The 19,282-nt window shown below is 37.1% G+C and carries 17 protein-coding genes and 1 pseudogene; all 18 read left to right on the top strand.

Annotated elements, in window-relative coordinates; genetic code table 11:
• Window positions 1–110 precede the first annotated feature (110 nt).
• The 18 genes and pseudogenes from LDO37_RS17375 to manA all read left to right on the top strand — a co-directional run bounded on the left by LDO37_RS17375 (window position 111) and on the right by manA (window position 19,223).
• The gene (locus tag LDO37_RS17375; protein WP_126608097.1) at window positions 111–2,732 is read left to right on the top strand and encodes an SLBB domain-containing protein; all 2,622 of its coding nucleotides are present in this window, start codon (window positions 111–113) and stop codon (window positions 2,730–2,732) included.
• 75 nt (window positions 2,733–2,807) lie between these two features.
• Window positions 2,808–3,806 carry a Wzz/FepE/Etk N-terminal domain-containing protein gene (locus LDO37_RS17370; RefSeq protein WP_224056038.1) on the top strand — a complete coding sequence of 333 codons (999 nt, stop codon included), beginning with the start codon at window positions 2,808–2,810 and terminating at the stop codon, window positions 3,804–3,806.
• Window positions 3,807–4,271: 465 nt separating this feature from the next.
• A protein-coding gene (locus tag LDO37_RS17365; RefSeq protein ID WP_224055281.1) for an IS3 family transposase occupies window positions 4,272–5,422 on the top strand; the annotation gives its coding sequence in 2 pieces (ribosomal slippage) (window positions 4,272–4,515 and window positions 4,515–5,422; 1,152 coding nt in all).
• A 24-nt stretch (window positions 5,423–5,446) separates the two neighbouring features.
• A pseudogene (locus LDO37_RS17360) lies at window positions 5,447–5,735 on the top strand (LPS O-antigen length regulator); the annotation flags it as partial.
• The gene (locus tag LDO37_RS17355) at window positions 5,732–6,925 is read left to right on the top strand and encodes an O-antigen ligase family protein (RefSeq protein ID WP_224055280.1); all 1,194 of its coding nucleotides are present in this window, start codon (window positions 5,732–5,734) and stop codon (window positions 6,923–6,925) included. The pseudogene LDO37_RS17360 and the gene LDO37_RS17355, both read left to right, overlap by 4 nt.
• A gap of 531 nt (window positions 6,926–7,456) precedes the next feature.
• Window positions 7,457–8,056: a hypothetical protein gene (locus LDO37_RS17350; RefSeq protein WP_224055279.1), complete on the top strand. Its 600-nt coding sequence runs from the start codon at window positions 7,457–7,459 to the stop codon at window positions 8,054–8,056.
• A complete protein-coding gene (locus tag LDO37_RS17345; protein ID WP_224056037.1) occupies window positions 8,040–8,762 on the top strand; it encodes an alpha-1,2-fucosyltransferase in 723 nt (240 codons plus the stop codon). The genes LDO37_RS17350 and LDO37_RS17345 overlap by 17 nt, the downstream gene beginning before the upstream one ends.
• 87 nt (window positions 8,763–8,849) lie before the next feature.
• Window positions 8,850–9,485 (top strand): DUF1919 domain-containing protein, encoded by a 636-nt coding sequence (locus tag LDO37_RS17340; protein ID WP_224055277.1) that lies wholly within the window; start codon window positions 8,850–8,852, stop codon window positions 9,483–9,485.
• Window positions 9,485–10,594 (top strand): glycosyltransferase family 4 protein, encoded by a 1,110-nt coding sequence (locus LDO37_RS17335; protein WP_224055276.1) that lies wholly within the window; start codon window positions 9,485–9,487, stop codon window positions 10,592–10,594. The genes LDO37_RS17340 and LDO37_RS17335 overlap by 1 nt, the downstream gene beginning before the upstream one ends.
• Entirely contained in the window at window positions 10,587–11,345 is a 759-nt protein-coding gene (locus tag LDO37_RS17330) for a glycosyltransferase (RefSeq protein ID WP_224055275.1), read from the top strand. The genes LDO37_RS17335 and LDO37_RS17330 overlap by 8 nt, the downstream gene beginning before the upstream one ends.
• Before the next feature lie 22 nt (window positions 11,346–11,367).
• On the top strand, window positions 11,368–12,474 hold the full coding sequence (gene gmd, locus LDO37_RS17325) for a GDP-mannose 4,6-dehydratase (protein ID WP_126609726.1): 1,107 nt from the start codon (window positions 11,368–11,370) through the stop codon (window positions 12,472–12,474).
• A gap of 83 nt (window positions 12,475–12,557) precedes the next feature.
• The gene (gene fcl, locus LDO37_RS17320) at window positions 12,558–13,517 is read left to right on the top strand and encodes a GDP-L-fucose synthase (protein ID WP_126609725.1); all 960 of its coding nucleotides are present in this window, start codon (window positions 12,558–12,560) and stop codon (window positions 13,515–13,517) included.
• 42 nt (window positions 13,518–13,559) lie between these two features.
• A complete protein-coding gene (locus LDO37_RS17315) occupies window positions 13,560–14,033 on the top strand; it encodes a GDP-mannose mannosyl hydrolase (protein ID WP_126609724.1) in 474 nt (157 codons plus the stop codon).
• Window positions 14,034–14,053: 20 nt separating this feature from the next.
• Entirely contained in the window at window positions 14,054–15,496 is a 1,443-nt protein-coding gene (locus LDO37_RS17310; RefSeq protein WP_126609723.1) for a mannose-1-phosphate guanylyltransferase/mannose-6-phosphate isomerase, read from the top strand.
• A gap of 22 nt (window positions 15,497–15,518) precedes the next feature.
• Entirely contained in the window at window positions 15,519–16,946 is a 1,428-nt protein-coding gene (locus tag LDO37_RS17305) for a phosphomannomutase (protein WP_126609722.1), read from the top strand.
• Between the two features lie 29 nt (window positions 16,947–16,975).
• Entirely contained in the window at window positions 16,976–17,434 is a 459-nt protein-coding gene (locus LDO37_RS17300) for a glycosyltransferase (RefSeq protein ID WP_224056036.1), read from the top strand.
• The gene (locus LDO37_RS17295; protein WP_224056035.1) at window positions 17,392–17,991 is read left to right on the top strand and encodes a glycosyltransferase; all 600 of its coding nucleotides are present in this window, start codon (window positions 17,392–17,394) and stop codon (window positions 17,989–17,991) included. The genes LDO37_RS17300 and LDO37_RS17295 overlap by 43 nt, the downstream gene beginning before the upstream one ends.
• A gap of 56 nt (window positions 17,992–18,047) precedes the next feature.
• A complete protein-coding gene (manA, locus tag LDO37_RS17290; RefSeq protein WP_224055273.1) occupies window positions 18,048–19,223 on the top strand; it encodes a mannose-6-phosphate isomerase, class I in 1,176 nt (391 codons plus the stop codon).
• Window positions 19,224–19,282: the final 59 nt, after the last annotated feature.

The following is a 19,282-nucleotide window of genomic DNA, read 5'->3' as shown; positions in this document are numbered from 1 at the left end:
GTGACGAGTTTCGTCGGCAAGTATCTTACTTCGATTTTTACAATGACAACTATCTTTCTACAAGCGGTCAGCACCTAAGTTTTCGCTGGCACATAAAAGTGAAGTTAACCATGCACAACATTTTTAAGACTCCGTTTCTTGCGTTTTGCATCTCAGCGTTGAGCGCCAATGCAATTGCAAATACACCAACACCCGCGCAAATGGCGCAGTTTAAGAGTTTACCTAAAGCGCAGCAGGAGCAATTGGCGCGCCAATACGGTATTGATTTAAACGCACTACAGCAAACAGGGCAGCCTAGTCAAGATATAAGTTCAAATAACACTCAGGTGCCTGAGCGTACTCTTCCGATAAAAAATTCAGAAAATGGTGTGGCAAGTTACGAAGAGCAAGATGGTCTCAAGCACTTCGGCTACGACGTATTGTTAGGCGAACCTCAAGGGTTTACGCCAACGGATACACTACCCGTTCCATTGGATTATGTGATGGAGTCGGGTGATGAGATTAAAGTGCAGCTTTACGGTAAGACTAACCAAGAGTATCGATTAAAAGTAGATCGAGAAGGGAAGGTATACTTCCCTGAATTCGGACCACTAGCTGTAGCAGGGCAGACTTTCTCTCAAGTGCGTGCGCAAATAACGCAACTTGTGGAGCAAAAAGTGCTAGGTGTTGATGTAGCAGTCACCATGGGCAGCATGCGCACAATGCAAGTGTATATTGTGGGAGAGACCAATCAGCCGGGTGCGTACAACGTAAACGGATTAACTACTATTACTCAAGCGCTTGTTGCAAGTGGCGGGGTAAAAGAGTCGGGCAGCCTCCGTAAGATACAGCTTAAGCGGAAAGGCGAAACAGTCGCGACTCTCGATCTTTATGATCTTCTCATTAGCGGAAACACCTCTTCTGATGTACGTTTGCTTGCAGGTGATACGTTGTTTATTCCAGCTAAGTCATCGAGTATTGAAATCGACGGTGAAGTACTTCGCCCTGCTATTTATGAGCTTGGTGGTGCAACAACATTATCAGATGTGATTAAGCTTGCTGGTGGTGTTTTACCTCAAGGGTATTTATCGAAAATTAATGTTCGCCGCCAGACATCTCAAGGTCAAGAGCAATTTACTTTGGATTTAACGAAGGCTTCTGGTCGTGATTTTTCTATAAAGTCAGGCGACAAAATAGAAATTGCACCTTCTTCAAGTAACCTCAAAGGGGCAGTCGCAGTACGTGGTGAAGTAATTCGCCAAGGTGCATTGAGTTACCAAAAAGGTATGCGTGTGTCTGATGTGATCAGCTCCGCTGACGATGATCTTAAACTGAATGCTGATTTGACTTATGCATTGATTGTACGAGAAGTGAATGCCAACCGTGATATTGAAGTGATTCAGTTTAACTTAGGGCACGTGCTAAAAAATCACCGTTCTACCGAAAATATCAAATTGAAAGAACGTGACCAGATCTTTGTGTTTGATAATGGGCTTGAACTGGACTATTGGTATGGCGAGCAAAAGAATCAAAAAGTAGAAGGTAAAGAGAAGCTTACTGAAAAACACCAGGAATTAGTTGATGAAGAAACAGGCGCAGTTGTACTGAATGAGCAAGTAAATGAAATTGCCGTTCAAGATGTTGATACAGTAGCTAAAGCAGATAACATCAAGCAATCTAGCCGCGAACAATTACTCAACCCTATTATTGAGCGCTTAAAAGCCCAGTCGAGTTTTAAAAAGCCGGCGAAGTTGGTGGAAGTCTCAGGTGCAGTTAAGTTTCCTGGTACTTACCCGCTGCCTGCGGGGGAAACGTTAGACAAAATCATAGAAGCGGCTGGTGGTTTAAGCGAGCGAGCTTACCTCACTCAAGCTGAGATAACGCGTAGCCAAAGAGTGGGGGAAAGCTTTGAGTCACGCCATATTCCGTTTTCTTTGCGCGATGCACTCAATGGAGATTCTAACCTAGAACTTCAAGCTCAAGATCATGTTGTAATTAAAACCCAACCAAACTGGCAGCAAGATATGGTAATTGAGCTGCAAGGTGAGGTTGTTTTCCCTGGAAAATACACTTTTCAACGTGGCGAAACATTAAGTGATGTGATTAATCGTGCAGGTGGGCTGACGGAGTATGCTTATGCAAAAGGTGCGGTATTTAGCCGATTAAGGCTTAAGCGCCAAGAGCAAGAGCGCTTACGATTATTGAATATGCAACTAAAGCAAGAAATTGGCAATCTCGCATTGAGGCGACAAAACTCTGCTGCCACTTACACCACACCGCCAGTACAAGCGATGGAAATTGCAGAAGAGCTCTCTAAAACGGAAGCGGTTGGTCGCTTGGTAATTAACCTGCCTGAAGCTATGGATGAAGACCCAATCTCGGACCTTATGTTAGAAAAAGGCGACAAGCTATATATTCCAGCTAAAAACCCAACTATTAGTGTGATGGGGGAGGTTCAATATTCGTCTAATCATACCTTCCGCCCAGATATGACGGTAGAAGAATATTTAGAGTCGGCAGGTGGAACTAAAAAACAAGCGGATACAGATCGTATTTACATCGTGAGATCGGATGGTTCCGTTATGCTGCCAAACAATTCTTTCTGGTTTAGCCGCAAAGACAAGCCACTGGCACCAGGTGACACCATTATTGTACCGATTGATACGGATTACCTAGATGGGCTAAGTACACTCACCTCGGCAACGCAAATCCTGTACCAAATTGGTGTCGCGTGGAAAGCCATTTCAGACTAGCCAAACGATTAAAACCTTTTTCAAACTATGCATTTGGAGCGTGATTAACGTCACGCTCTATTTTTAGGTAACACTATGAATCAACAATTACCACCAGACCAACCACATCCACCATATTACCTCCAACCCCCAGTTACCGAAAACGACGAAATTGATTTAAGAGAGCTCTTTTTAGCGCTGTGGAAAGGGAAGTGGGTCATTATTCTATTTACTACAGTATTTGCTGCTAGCTCTGTTTTTTATGCGTTGAGTCTACCTAATATCTACAAAGCAGATGCTCTTCTTGCTCCAGCGGAAAGCTCCAATGGTGGTGGGTTATCCCAAATGGCTGGTCAGCTTGGAGGATTGGCTTCATTAGCGGGAGTAAACCTTGGTAGTGGTGAAGTATCACAAACAGATTTGGCCGTACAAGTGATGAAATCTCGCCAATTTGTAGAAGCGTTTATTGACAAACATAATTTACTAGTTCCTCTTATGGCTGTGAAAGAGTGGGATCTTGTGCGCAACGAACTTGTTATAGATGAAGAATATTACAATCCTGATACAGAGAAATGGCTACGTGAGCCTCATGGTTTACGTGGTGCAAAGCCGACAGCACAAGAAGCATTTAGTAAATTTAATAAGGAAGTTTTAAGCGTAAGTCAAAACAAAGAAAGTGGTTTATATACTATATCTGTTAAGCATTTCTCACCTTATATTGCGCAGCAGTGGGTTAATTGGTTGGTAGAAGATATTAACCAGGTCATGCGTGAGCGAACTATTGCGGAAACATCTCAAAATCTAACTTACTTGAATACTCAGTTGGAGAAAACGTCCATTGCAGATATGCAAAGCACTTTTTATAAGCTTATTGAGGAGCAGACTAAGAGTTTAATGTTGGCAGAAGTACAACAGGAATTTATCTTTAAAGTAGTTGACCCTGCTGTAGTGCCAGAGCTTAAAAATGAACCAAAACGTGCGTTAATTTGTGTACTAGGTTCTCTACTTGGCGGGATGCTGGGAGTTACTATTTTATTAGTACGTGTTGTATTTCGAAGAGAAGTTAATTCGAAAAGTGAAAGTTCAAGTACCTAGAGATTCAGGGAGGTGTAGAAATTGATAGCATACCCATTCATACACTTCTAAAGCGTGAAAGACTTTCATCATTCGCAGATATTAACGATATCAACGGATTGATTTAGAGCTGTGAGGGCAATATGTCATTACAAAGACAAGTTAACAACGACTTGTTCTAAGTCACCAAAAACTTCATCGATGGACTATTTGCCACAGTAGTTTTAGTTACTGAGTTAAGTGAATCATGACAGACTAGAAAAAATTATTCATTCTCCTGAATTGAAAGCTGAGGAGCTAAATAGTAGAAAAGCTGCCACTTAGTTCGAGAAGAATCTAAAGTAGATCGCGACGAAATTATGGTCGATTACCCACCGTACTTCAATTTTGCCCATATGGCTAAGGTATTTGGAGTTTTTCAAAGTGATCCGCACCATCAGTTTTGGATATTGCGTTAAGTGAGTACAATCACTAACGATGTGGACAATGACAACTAAGAAAACACGAATCAAACATGCTCCCGAATTTAAAGCCGAAGCGCTTAAGTTAGCAGAGAAAGTCGGTGTCACTGCTGCGGCACGACAGCTATCGTTATATGAATCTCAAATCTATGCATGGCGTAAAGCCGTTAAAAAAGACGCGAAAATCAGTGATAGAGAAAGAGAACTCGCCACTGAAAATGCCAAACTCAAACGATTATTGGCTGAGCAAGCTGAAGAGCTAGATATCGTAAAAAAGGCCGCCACCTACTTCGCGAAAAATCTAAAGTAGATTGCTATGAGTTTATGCTCGAACACCTGATGCAATATAGGATTGTCCGTATGGCTAAGGTGTTTGGGGTTTCTCGAAGTGGGTTTTATTACTGGATTAATCATCGCCATAAAGTCACTCAACGCAACGAGCACCGCAAGCAGCTTGATAGCAAGGTTCTAGAAGTCTTTGCTAATAAAAAGGAACGCGATGGTGCAAGGCGTATTCAAAAAGAACTTGAAGAAAATGGGAATAAGCACGATGTAAAAACCATTGCTGCGAGCATGAAACGCCAGAGCTTAGTCGCGAAAGCCGCCCGTAAGTTTAAATGTACGACAGACAGTAAGCATAAGCTTCCTGTTTCCCCGAACTTGCTTGAACAAGACTTTAATGCGACAGCACCGAATCAAAAATGGGCTGGAGATATCACCTATCTAGCGACAAGCGAAGGTTGGATGTATTTAGCTGTTGTAATCGACTTATACTCACGGCAAGTCGTTGGTTGGTCAATGAACACTAGAATGACGGCGACTCTGGTCTGTGATGCGCTATCAATGGCATTATTCCGCAGAGGTATGCCAGAAGGGGTGATTATCCATAGCGATAGAGGTAGCCAGTATTGTTCAAAAGACTACCGAGACTTATTTGCAGCCCATAATCTAAAACAAAGTATGAGTAGGAAGGGAAATTGTTGGGATAACGCTTGTGTTGAAAGCTTTTTCCACTCAATGAAAGTAGAAGCCGTCCAATACGAGCCGATAATGACGCAAGAAGAGATGCGCCAAGCACTTTTTGAGTACATCGAAGTTGATTATAATCGAACAAGAAGGCACAGTGCCCTTGGGTATCTAAGCCCAGTTAACTTTGAACAGCAAAATGTCGCTTAATGCGCTGTCCAGTCTGGCTGGAGCAGATCAATTGCTGAAACTTCACAAAACCTAGCCTATCTGAATACTCAGCTACAAAAAAACGCTGTTGCTGATATGTAGAGTTGAAGGGCAAACAAAAAGTTTAATGTTAGCTGAAGTGCAAGAAGAGTTTGTTTTTAAAGTTGTAGGTCCAGCAGTTATCCCTGAATTGAAGTTTGGACTAAAAAGAGTTGCTATATGCGCATTAATTCCCATTTTTGGTTTTATTTTTAGTATGGCAATAGTGATATTGAGTCAAATTTTAAGGGGAAATAGAGAGTTGAATAGATGATGTTTGAAAAAGGTAAAGTTAAGTTAGAAACATTAGCGAAGTTCGCTATTTCTTTAAATATCTATTCTTGTTTAGTTTATGCTATTCCTCTAAAAAACTTGTTGTCGGGTTTGCCAAGTATTACGCTAACAACACTAGCAAATATATTTATATTAATTCTATTTTTCATAATAAGAGTCAAAATAAAATATTATTTTATTTTATTTTTATTAATTTCTTATGTTCTTTTAGTTATAATTTATAATATTAAAAGTGTGAATGTGTCTTATGAGATTAATGTAGTAAGAGGGATACTTGTAATAACTTGTTTTGTGGCATTAGTAGATAGATTTAGAATTAAAAAATATATCGAAGATGTATTCGTTGATGTGTCAAAGCTAGCTTCTTGCTTAGTTGTGCTTCAATTAATTAGTGTGTTTTTCCTTGGTGATGTTTTTTTTGGTATAGAGTATTCAACTTTTTTACGTGCATCAGAGGGAAATATCATGTTTAGAGTAAGCCCTTTGAATGGAGATCCTAATTATTTTGCTTATGTAATGATGCCAGGAGTGGCTTTATTAATGATGCGTATCTTAAGTAAAAACTTTGAGATGAAAACGCTATTATGGTTTGTATTCGTTTTTGTCTGTTTTTTATTGACGATGTCAAGAGGAACTATTATTGCTATTGTGTTAGGTGGTGGATATTTAATTATAAGTAACCTTGTTAATAATAAGAAGACTTTTCGTGCGATAATTATATTAATAGTTACTGTATCTTTAATTCCAATGGCTTATAACTATATAAGTGAGGCAAGGAGTACTAATGCCAACTCGTCATCTCAACAGAGATTGGAGATAATTAAAGCTCAATTAAATAAAATAGATGATTCGGTTTTTTTTGGTAATAGTATATCTGACTCTAAAGTATTAGTCGATGGACTTAAGATGGGACCTCATAATTTATATATTGAAGTTCTTAGTTCGTATGGAATCATAGCTTTTACTATATTTTCTATTTTGTTAGTTTATTGCTTTTATCGTAGAGATAAAATAGAAGTGTTGTCTACATTAGTATTTATGATTGGAAGTGTGTTTTTGGGGCTTCTTATTTATCAACCATTTTGGATGGTATTTGCTTTTTGTATTTCTCGTGGTTATGAGAATAAAGATGAATATGTTAAAAATAATTACTTCAGTTTGGGGAATTAAGATTCTTCAAATTCTCATCTCATTTATATTACCAGCAATAATTGTTAGAAGTTATGATAGTGATAGTTTTGGTCTCTACGTTTTTTTATTATCACTATTGAGTTATGCCGGAATATTTCAAAGTGGGATTACAGCTTCATTTAGGCATGAACTCTCCAATGCCAATAATTATAAATCTATAAATCTATACCAAAATGCATATTCTAAATCACTGTATATTTTAGTTGTTGTTGCAATATTGATGATATTTTTAGGTTTAGCATTAAATAAACTTGAAATGCTATTATTCCTGTCAATATCAATGCTATCTATATTATCTCCGGTTACCTCAACATACTTTGACTATAAACATCAGAGTGTAAGGTATAGGATATTTGAGTTAGTTTCTATATTAGTAACAGTAGTCTTAACATTAATCTTGATTTTTTTGAATCTAATATATATGTTGTTGCTTCTCTGTGGAGTTTAAATAGATTGTTTTCTTCGATGTATTATGCTCCGTATAAAAGTTTCAAAATATTTGTTAACAGTATGAAGTCTAATGTTAGTACTAAAGTGTTCGAAATAGTTGATAAGAGAGATGTGAATTGTCTTCTTGCTCAATGTTCTTCAGTAGCGTTAATGATTGTATTTAATTTTACTTTGGTCAAGCTGCTAGGTTATCAAAACTACGGTGAATTAAACCTATATCAAAGATTTATATTCTTCCCCCTTCAGTTGTTTTCATCAATTGCTCCTATTTTATGGATGTCATATAGTAAAGATAGTCAAAATAGTAATCATATTGATTTTTTGTTAGTTATTACAGTTATAACTTGGTCTATGTTAATATATTATATTTCACCTTTTATTGTTGAAGTTTATAGCGGAAAGTTTATTGAACCGAGTTATCTGATATTTATGGTTTTTCTTTATTTGACTATGCAAGTAAAAGATATTTTTAGCGTTGTGATGAATGTTCAAGGTAACTTTAATCTTCAATCTGTATTAAACACTATTACATTACTTGTTGTAATTGCAACTTATTATTTAACGGTGAAGGTTGAGTTTGTAATATCAGCAGCTTCTTTATGTTACTTGATTACATCGTGTATTTATTTTAAAGGAAGGAAAAATGAGAGTAATTCTTAATGGGGGGTTAGGAAACCAGCTTTTTCAGTTATCAGAGGCGTACAGTTCTATTGGTGCAAAAGAGGTTGATGTGTCAATAGTACAATCTACTTGGTTTCAAAAGTATGTTCTTAAGCAAAGACCTGTAAATTACGAATTGGGCAACTTTCTTTTTGAGGGGAAATGCATTAAAACAAAATTTAGTTATTTGACCTTTGTTTTAGTCATATTACACAAAGTGTTGAAAGCGATATCAGGTAGTAGATTGTTTTTGTTATATGATGATGAAAATAATGGAATTATCGACATAAAATATGGATATTTTCAAAATGTTGAACAAGCAAAAAATATAGCTAAAAAGATTAAGATAAACCCGGATAAGATTGATCAGGTAAACCTCGATATTACAAGAGAAATTAGTGATAATCATTCGTTATGCATACATGTTCGGAAAGGAGATTATTCTCTTCCTGAAAATAGTTATTTTTCACAGTGTTCTTCTCAATATTATCAGTCAGTTATTAACCATAGCAGTGCGAATAAAATATATGTATTTTCAAATGATACTGCATGGTGTCGAAGTTCAAAAATTTTCCCTGAAGATACTGTTTATATAGAACATAATATAGGTTCTTTAGCTTATTTGGATGTTTTTCTAATTAGTAAAGCGCACGAAATTTGCATTGCCAATAGTACGTTTAGTCAATGGGCGTACTTTGTTAAGTGATGCAGTGGTTTATTGCCCGAAACATTATTATAATAATAGAGAGTCTAATCACTACTTAGATTCTTGGATATTGATGGATAATTAACTATGTTCATGAGAATAGTCAAAAGAATAAGAAATGAAATTTTGCATCGGCTTAGGATAAAAGAGCTTAATTTAAGTCGTGTCGAAGATAAAAACTTTACTATAATTTCCCAAAATTGTATTGGGGGGGCTATTTACAAAGATCTATCTCTCCCATTTAATACACCTACTATTGGTCTTTTTATCTTTGGTGAAGACTTCTTTAAATTATGTAGTAATTTGAAATTTTATTTAAGTCAAGATATAGAGGAAATACATATAAGTAAATGGAATGGTCGGAATGATTATCCGATCGGATTAATTGCTGGGGATATAGAAATTCACTTTTTGCATTATGACTCATTTGAATTAGCACGTAAGAAATGGTTGGATAGATCTAAGAGAGTTAACTTCGAGAATGTAAATATTATAATGGCAGATCGTGATTTTTCCACATATGATAATATGAAAAACCTTGATGCACTTGAATATAATACTATGATCTTTAGTGCTAAAAATCATCAGTATATAGACAGTTTAGTTTTTTGTGAAGAGTATAGTAATCAAGGTAATATTGGCGTGATTGCTTTGTATGCAGAATATCTTAAATTTGTCGACGTTATTGCATGGTTAAATAAAGAAATTCATTGGAAAAAATAATGAAAAAGGTTATCGTTCTCACCCCTAACTATTTGAAAAATAATGGCGTCGGGTTTGCATGTTCAAATAATGTTAAGTCTCTTATTAAAACAGGATATGATGTAACTGTCTATACAGATAAAGCTGGGAGTGTTAGCTTATTTGGTGAGAAAGTTACCATTATACCGGAAGATAAAGCAAGAGCACTTCATTGTATTATTTCAGATGAAAACCCTGATCTTTTAATTGCATATTGCTGGCATACATGGTGCATAAAATTATTATACAAAGTATCAAAGAACAATAAGGAAATTAAAACATGCATCATGTCACATGGAACAGCAAGAAGAGTAAAACATAACTTCAAATCAAGAATATATTCTATGAGGTGGTTTTTTTATAACCACTTCATTAAGAAAAATATAAAAGAAATTGATTTGTTGGTGGTATTGTCAGATAAGAAAGATACAGATCGATTTGAAGATAATCTTATTTACGATTCAATCGTAACCAATAAATGTCGAAAAGTGACAATTGGTAATACAGTCCCTGACCATTTTTTTAAAAACAAGCTATCTTTTCCAAGAAAAAAACAAATTGTTCATGTTGGGGCTTTTACCTCATTGAAGAATGAGAAAGAAATTTTAAATGCTTTCCTGGAAAGTAACTTAGATGAATTTTCTTTAATATTAATTGGTAAAGAAGATAATGAATATTTAAGAATAATGAAAAATACTCTCAAGAATACAGATAAGAAAGTACTGTTTAAAGTGGGTATTAAACATGAGGAAATTATAGATATTGTCTCACAAGCCTCCATTGTTGCGCTGTCTTCAAAATCTGAGTGCCAACCCATAAGTTTGATTGAGTCGCTCTCTAAAGGAACTCCGTTTGTAGCAAGAAATACCGGGTGTATATCTGAATATAAAGGAGGAGTTGTTTATGATAACTATGAAGGGTTACGCAGAGTTTTAGACAGACTAATGATTGATGAGGAATATTTAAAAAAACTATCGGATACTGGCTATGAATATTGTCTAGATTTTCACTCTGAATCAAAAAATCAAAATGAATTTATCAGCGAAGTAGCAAGACTCATAGATGTAGAGCAGGAAAGTACAAATGGATAAGTTAGTTAGTTTTATATTATGTACGTCTAATGCTCAAAGTACTATAAAAGAGACTGTTGATAGTTTACTTAACCAAACTTTTGAAGATTTTGAAATTTTAATTGTACTTAACGGGGTTAGTGATAATACTGCAAATATCATTTATGAATATGATGATTGTCGCATAAGAGTATTCGAAAGTAATATTGTCCAACTTAACTATAACCTCAATCTTGCTTTATCTAAAGCCAATGGAAAGTATGTCGCTCGAATCGATTCTGATGATATTTGCATACCAGAAAGATTAGAAAAACAAGTTGGTTTTCTAGAGGCAAACCCTTCTATTGATGTTTTAGGTAGTTTTGTGGAAATTATAGATGAGAAAGGTGAAACTAAAGGCGTTTTGGAATATCCAGTAAATCATCGAGATATTGCCAATAAATTACTGAAAAGTAACCCTATTTGTCATCCTTCAGTTATGATTAAAAGAGATATAATCCTTAACAATAATGGTTATTTAGGAGGGATGTACGCTCAGGATTATGACTTATGGATTAGATTGATTTCGTCTGGGGCTTGTTTTCATAACTTAGACGTTCCTTTGTTGAAATATAGAGTTCATAGCGCCCAATCTAAAGGTAACTCATTATCTTACTCATGTGTTTCTAGTTATTTCTTTAGGGAGTTTGTTCATAAAGGAAATCTTCGTTTTCTAATATCTTCATTGTACTTTCTCTCTAAGCGTATTTTTTTGTCTAAAAATAAAATTTAATAAGGTAAAGGTTTCTTATCATATGAACGTTGCATTTATTACAGGAATTACAGGTCAAGACGGCTCTTATTTAGCTGAACTTTTAGTTGCAAAAGGCTATGAGGTTCATGGGCTTATTCGTCGAGCATCATCATATAATACAGAACGTATCGATATGCTAGTAAATGATGGAGCAAATATTAAACTGCACTATGGCGACCTAACGGATTCTTCAAACCTAATTCGATTGGTTAAAGAAATTCAACCTGATGAAATCTATAACTTAGGCGCAATGTCGCACGTGGCGGTTTCTTTTGAATCACCAGAATATGTTGCCGATGTAGATGGCATGGGTACTCTTCGTCTTCTTGAAGCGATTCGTATAAATGGTCTAGAAAAGAAAACCCGTTTTTATCAAGCGTCTACTTCAGAGCTTTACGGAGAGGTTCGTGAAATTCCTCAGCGTGAAACAACGCCTTTTTATCCGCGCTCTCCATACGCTGTAGCTAAAATGTATGCATACTGGATTGTGGTTAACTATCGTGAATCTTACGGTATGTACGCATGTAATGGTATTTTGTTTAACCACGAGTCACCACGTCGCGGTGAAACCTTTGTAACTCGTAAGATTACTCGAGCGATCGCTAACATTTCTCAAGGTCTAGAATCTTGCCTAGAACTTGGCAACATGGATGCGTTGCGTGACTGGGGGCATGCTAAGGATTACGTTCGAATGCAATGGATGATGCTCCAACAAGATCAGGCTGAAGATTTTGTTATTGCTACTGGTAAACAGATCTCTGTGCGCGAGTTTGTTCGCTTGTCAGCGAAGGAAGCGGGGATCGAACTTGAATTTTCCGGCGAAGGTATTGATGAAATCGCTACTGTGGTTGCTATTGATGCAGAAAAGGCACCAAAAGTGAAAGTTGGCGATGTCATTGTAAAAGTAAACCCTCGCTTCTTCCGTCCAGCGGAAGTCGAGACGCTACTTGGTGACCCAAGTAAAGCGAAAGCCAAGCTTGGCTGGACTCCAGAGATCACTGTGGAAGAAATGTGTGCAGAAATGGTTGCGTCTGATATCGATAAGGCAAAACAACACGCAGTTCTCAAAGAGCACGGTTTTGACGTTGCGATCTCACTAGAAAGCTAATTATTCAGTAATACTGATTCGTTTATATTGCAGAGTTCCTCATTTCAGGCTCTGCTTTTTCTATTTATATTATCGGTACTAGTATGAAAAGAGTATTTGTAGCTGGCCATAAGGGAATGGTTGGGTCTGCTATTGTTCGTCAATTATCTAAAGATTGCTCAGTAGAAATTATTACGAAAGATCGTAGTGAGCTTAACTTGTTGGATGCACTAGCCGTCGAGGAGTTTTTTGCGACTCACCATATTGATCAAGTTTACCTTGCGGCTGCGAAAGTCGGCGGGATTGTTGCTAACAATACGTACCCAGCTGAGTTTATTTACCAAAATTTGACGATTCAAAACAATATTATCCACTCTGCACATCTTTATGGTGTTCAAGATCTACTGTTCTTGGGTTCATCTTGTATTTATCCAAAGTTTGCACAGCAACCGATGCGCGAAGACTCTTTATTGACTGGAACTTTGGAAGAAACCAATGAGCCTTACGCAATTGCTAAGATCGCAGGTATCAAAATGTGCGAGTCTTATAATCGCCAATATGGTCGCAACTATCGCTCGGTAATGCCAACTAATTTGTATGGTAAAAATGATAATTTTCATCCTCAAAATTCTCACGTTATTCCCGCGTTGTTGCGTCGCTTCCACGAAGCGAAATTGAATGGTGACAGTAAAGTTGTTGCGTGGGGTAGCGGTAAACCTATGCGAGAGTTTTTACATGTGGATGATATGGCGGCAGCTTCGATTTATGTAATGAATCTTGCTCAAGAAGTGTATTTAGAAAATACGCAAGAAATGCTTAGTCACATAAACGTCGGTACAGGTGTGGATTGTACTATTCGTGAACTTGTTGAAACTGTGGCAAAAGTGGTTGGTTTTGAAGGTGATATTGAATTTGACACTACGAAACCAGACGGAACCCCTCGTAAGTTAATGGATGTATCTCGTTTAAAGAGTCTGGGCTGGAAAGCGAAGACGAGCCTAGAAGATGGTTTAACTATGACTTACCAGTGGTTCCTAGAGAATCAAGAAAATTATCGCGGTTAAAGTACCTAGGGTAGAGCTAATATAAGGGGGTAAACAAAGCACATGTTTTTAAGCAAACAACGTTTTTCTCAAGTGATTGAAAGTACGCCATTAGTTTCAATTGACTTAGTTATTGAGGACGAAAGTGGTCAAGTTTTACTTGGAGAGCGTTTAAATCGACCAGCTCAAGGTTTCTGGTTCGTTCCTGGTGGTCGTATTCTTAAAGATGAAAAGCTTGAAGATGCCTTTGCTCGTTTAACTTTGGAGGAGCTTGGGCATGAGTTTAAGCTCTCTCAAGCAACACTGATGGGACCTTATACACACCTCTATGATGACAATGTATTTGGCAATGAGTTTACGACTCATTATGTCGCGATTGCCTACAAGCTCATTGTCATTCGCTCTGAATTGAACTTACCCATGGATGTACAGCATTCTCGTTACCGTTGGTGTAATCAAGATGAATTATTGACCAGTGATAAAGTACATATTCATACTAAATGGTATTTTCAAAAAATAACTAAAACTATCACCTAATTAAAAACAACGAGTTGACTATGCTTATTCCTGTAATTATGGCCGGCGGTTCAGGCAGTCGTTTATGGCCTCTATCTCGTTCAAAATATCCTAAACAATTTCTTGCAGTAACTGGTGAGCAAACCATGCTTCAGCAAACGTTGAGCCGCATGGTTGGTCTAGAACACAATGCGCCGTTTGTGATCTGCAATGAAGAACATCGATTCCTAGTTGCTGAACAACTTCGCCGTGTTAATGGCAATCATAGCGGAATACTATTGGAACCAGTAGGGCGTAATACTGCTCCCGCTATTACTTTAGCAGCAAAATTTACCCTATCTGAAAATCAAACTTCATGTGAAGATGCTTTGATGTTAGTTCTTGCAGCTGATCATGTAATTAAAGATACTCAATCTTTCCATCAATCGGTGCAAGCTGCTATTCCGTACGCACAACGTGGTGATATGGTCACTTTTGGTATCAAAGCGAATGCACCCGAAACAGGTTATGGCTACATTAAAACCGGTGCTACGGTTACTGCTGGGGATGAGAGTCGAGGCTTTAGTGTTGACAGCTTTGTTGAAAAGCCTGCCCTCGAAACTGCAAAGCAATATCTAGAGGATGGTAGTTACTTGTGGAATAGCGGTATGTTCTTATTCAAAGCATCTACCTATCTTGAAGAGCTAGCAAAGTTCAGGCCAGATATCTTGAAAGCATGTGAAAATGCGTACGATAGTCATTTTGACGATCTAGACTTTATTCGTATGTCATCTGAACTGTTCTCACAGATCCCTGACGAATCAATCGATTTCGCGGTAATGGAAAAAACAGAAAAAGCTGTTGTTGTTCCAATGGACGCTAATTGGAGTGATGTTGGTTCTTGGTCTGCATTATGGGGCGTAAATGATAAAGATGCAAAGGGCAATGCAACTCGCGGTGATGTGTTAACTGAGCAGACTCATAATAGTTATATTTATTCACAAGATAAACTTGTTGCTACCGTTGGTGTCGAAAACCTGATCGTTGTAGAAACAAAAGATGCGGTGCTAGTTGCTGATAAAGACAAGGTCCAAGATGTAAAGTCGATTGTAAATCAGCTAAAACAACAAAACCGAGCAGAGTGTCAGCAGCATCAAGAGGTATATCGCCCATGGGGGTCCCATGAGACGGTATCTGAAGGTGAGCGTTACCATGTGAAGCAAGTGTTAGTTAAGCCAAAAGAGAAAACGGCTCTTCAGATGCATTATCATAGAGCTGAGCATTGGGTTGTCGTGTCAGGTACGGCTAAAGTGACAAAAGGTGATGAAACTTTCCTACTTACTGAAAACCAGTCAACTTATATTCCACTGGGGACTCCGCACTCCGTAGAAAATCCAGGACAAGTGCCCTTGGAGCTAATTGAAGTTCGTTCTGGATCGTACTTAGAAGAAGACGATATTGTTCGCTTTGATGAGCAAGCATCTAAGTTTGGCGGCGACTACTAACTACTTATTGAGATAGGAAATTATGGTGACAAAATTAATCAGTAGTGAAGTGCTTGATGCTTCTGGTGTTCAGTTTGGTACTAGTGGTGCGCGAGGGCTCGTCACTAAGTTTACATCGGACGTCTGTGCTGCTTTTACTCACGCATTTGTGGCATCAATGCGTAGCAATTTTACTTTCAATCAAATGGCTGTGGCAATCGACAACCGCCCTAGCAGCCCAGTAATGGCAAAAGCAGTAATTCAAGCGCTTACTGATGCAGGTGTAGATGCTATTTACTATGGTGTTGTACCCACTCCTGCTCTGGCTTTTACCGCAATGCAAGATAATATGCCTTGCATCATGGTGACTGGATCTCATATCCCATTTGATCGCAATGGAATTAAGTTTTATCGCCCAGATGGAGAGATCACTAAAGCAGATGAACAAGCAATCTTAACCGAGAGGGTAGGCTTTAGTACTATCAATGATCTGCCTGAGTTAACGGTTAATTTCCGAGCGGTTGAGCTTTACCTAACACGTTATACCGACCTGTTTGATGCAGATTTACTGGCAGGAAAGCGTATTGGTATTTATGAACATTCAAGTGCCGGGAGAGATATTTACCAAGGACTCTTTGAATCGCTTGGGGCTGAAGTCATTTCATTGGAGCGTACTGATGAGTTTGTTCCAATTGATACCGAAGCTGTCGCTGAATCTGACAAAGAAAAGGCACGTTTTTGGTCCAAACAATATAATTTAGATTTTATTTTTTCGACCGATGGAGATGGTGATCGCCCTTTAGTTACAGATGAGAGCGGTGAATGGTTGAGAGGTGATATCCTAGGTTTGCTTTGTTCGCAAGCGCTTCAAATTGAAGCGTTGGCTGTGCCTGTTAGTTGCAACACGATTATCGCTGAATCACCCGAATTCGAAGTTGTTTCTAAAACCCGAATTGGCTCGCCTTACGTTATTGCAGAGTTTTCAGAATTAGCAAAAGTTTATAAAAGAATTGCAGGATTTGAAGCTAACGGGGGATACTTGCTAGGAAGTGATGTATCGGTGAATGGAAAATCTTTAAAAGCTTTGCCAACCCGAGACGCTGTTCTACCTGCGCTAATGTTGCTTTCTTTAGCGAAAAAATCATCGATCAAAAGCTTGGTAAGTAAATTACCACAGCGCTTTACGTATAGTGATCGTATTCAGAATTTTGCGACAGAAAAGAGCTTATCGATATTGAAAAGCGGTCGTCAAAATACTAAACAGTTATTAGATTCTCTGGGTTTCTCAGAGCTTAATGCTGTCCATATTGATAACACAGATGGTTTAAGATTAGAGCTTTCTAATGGTACGATTATTCATTTACGCCCTTCTGGTAATGCTTCTGAACTTCGCTGTTATTGTGAGGCTGGCAGTATGATCAATGCAGAATTTTTAGTTGAAAAAATACTAGATGTGTTATCTAAGAAATGAATTTTTAATGGTGTATAAGTAAATTTATTATGAACGTGGCGTATATAATATCAAAATCTGAGGTTGGTGGGGCGCAAACTTGGGTAAAAGATCAGATTTCCTTATTTGAAAAAGAAGTATCATCATTCTTAATCACTAACAAACCTGGGTGGTTGTCTCAAGAGATAAATGTAAAAAAAACTCTTTTTCTACCAGGTTTAGATAAGGGGTTTAAAATTTCTAATGTCATGGAAATTTTAAAATTTTTAAAGGAAAACAATATTAACTTAATCGTTGCTAGCTCTGCTAATGCAGGGGTATATGCTAGATTAATTAAGCCATTTCATAAAGAATTAAAGGTTGTCTATGTTTCTCATGGATGGTCTTGTATATATAATGGTGGGAAACTTAAGAAAGCATTTATAATTTTGGAAAGAATACTTTCGCTATTTACAGATGCGGTGTTATGTGTGTTTCAAAAAAAGATAGAGAAGATGCAGAAAATATAATTGGAATTAAAGAAAATAAACTTCATTATATTAGGAATAGTGTTTATCCTAAAGTTAAAAGTAAAAACACCAAAACTGAAAAATGCTTGAGAATAATTTTCTTGGGAAGGTTAACTAAGCCTAAAAGACCTGAGCTTCTTATTGAAGCAGTAAAAGGAATGGATAATGTTAAGTTGGATATAGTTGGTGCTGGTGATTTAAAATGTCAGCTTCCTCGTTACGACAATGTGAATTTTTTAGGAGAAGTTGGAGGTTTCGATAGCTTCTGTAATTATGACCTGTTTGCTTTAATTTCAGATAGTGAAGGAATGCCAATGTCTGCTTTGGAAGCCGCCTCTGCTGGTGTTCCAATTGTTATTAGTGATGTTGGTGGATGCAGTGAAATTATCAAAGATAATGGGGTTTTAGTTTTAAATGATGTTTATAACATAAGAAAAGCGATTGAGCACATTATAGAAAACTATGCCGAAATTAAAGGGAACTCATTACGTGCCGCAAAATATTTCGACATAAACAACTCAAAATTATACTATAGGGAATTATATAGTAAACTTTGATTTTTTATTGCTAGCTTGGTTTTTACTCTTGGTTTTTTGGGATATATAAAGTTAATATGATTTATAAACTAATAAATACTGTTAAAAACTTTGATTGGGGAAGTAAAACCGCTTTTAATGAGTTATATAATATACCTAACGAGCAAGCTTTACCGCAAGCTGAGTTATGGATGGGGACTCATCCTAATGGGGGGTCAAAAGTCTCATTACGTAATGGAAAAATAATTTTATTAAGTGAGTTAATTAGCGAAAGCTCAAAGAATATCAAGTGTTCTAACGAGCTTCCATTCCTTATGAAGATATTAGCGGCACAAGCCCCGCTTTCTATACAAGTTCATCCAGATAAGGAATCTGCAATATTAGGTTTTGAAAGAGAGAATGAACAAGGTTTGTCTCTTAGTTCTCCAACGAGAAATTATAAGGATTCTAATCATAAGCCAGAGTTGATTTATGCGATTAGTCCATACCTTTCTATGAATGGTTTTCGCTCTCCTGCTGAGATTTTCCGAATTTTCTCTGCCTTAGAGATAGAAAAATTGTCTCCTTTAATATCAAAGTTAATGAATGATGAATCAGAGGAAGTAGTGCTACATGATTTCTTTGTTGGCTTACTTTCGTTAGAAAATAAAATAAAATATCAAGTGATAAAAGAACTTGATACTTTAACTGGAAGGAGTTGGGACAATGTTGATATTAGGGAGGCTATGTCTTTAGCTAAAAAGCTTATATCTCTATATAAAACTGATATAGGGGTTTTTTCACCATTATTCCTTAATATTATAAGGTTAGAGCCAGGCGAAGCTATGTTTTTAAATGCAAAAACTCCTCACTCTTATGTCCAAGGTGTTGGTGTTGAAGTTATGGCTAATTCAGATAATGTTCTTCGGGCCGGATTGACATCGAAATATATTGACATTCCAGAGTTAATATCGAATACAAATTTTATTTCAACTCAAAGAGATAATATTAAAGTAAGCCCTATTAAAATGGGTGAGGTTCTTAGGTACCCCGTACCTGTCAATGACTTTTGTTTTGAAGTTATACATGTACAAGCTAGTGTTGAGATTAATTCGAAGAAAGCGGAAATCTTACTATGTTTGGAAGGCAGAAGTAGGGTTTTTTTTGATGGTGATGAGGTTTTGATTTCTAAAGGAGAGTCAGTTTTCCTGTCAGGTTCTTTAGGTAAATATAACTTAATGGGTGCTGCAAAATTGGTAAGAGTATATGTCTAGATTGTTTTGACTTTATAAAATATAGCTCATTAACTTCATTTTTTCTAGAGAATGTCCTG

This window comes from Vibrio penaeicida (assembly GCF_019977755.1).
Lineage (GTDB): Bacteria > Pseudomonadota > Gammaproteobacteria > Enterobacterales > Vibrionaceae > Vibrio > Vibrio penaeicida.
Note: the sequence above shows the minus strand (reverse complement) of the source record. Positions and strands in the feature narration are given on the sequence as shown.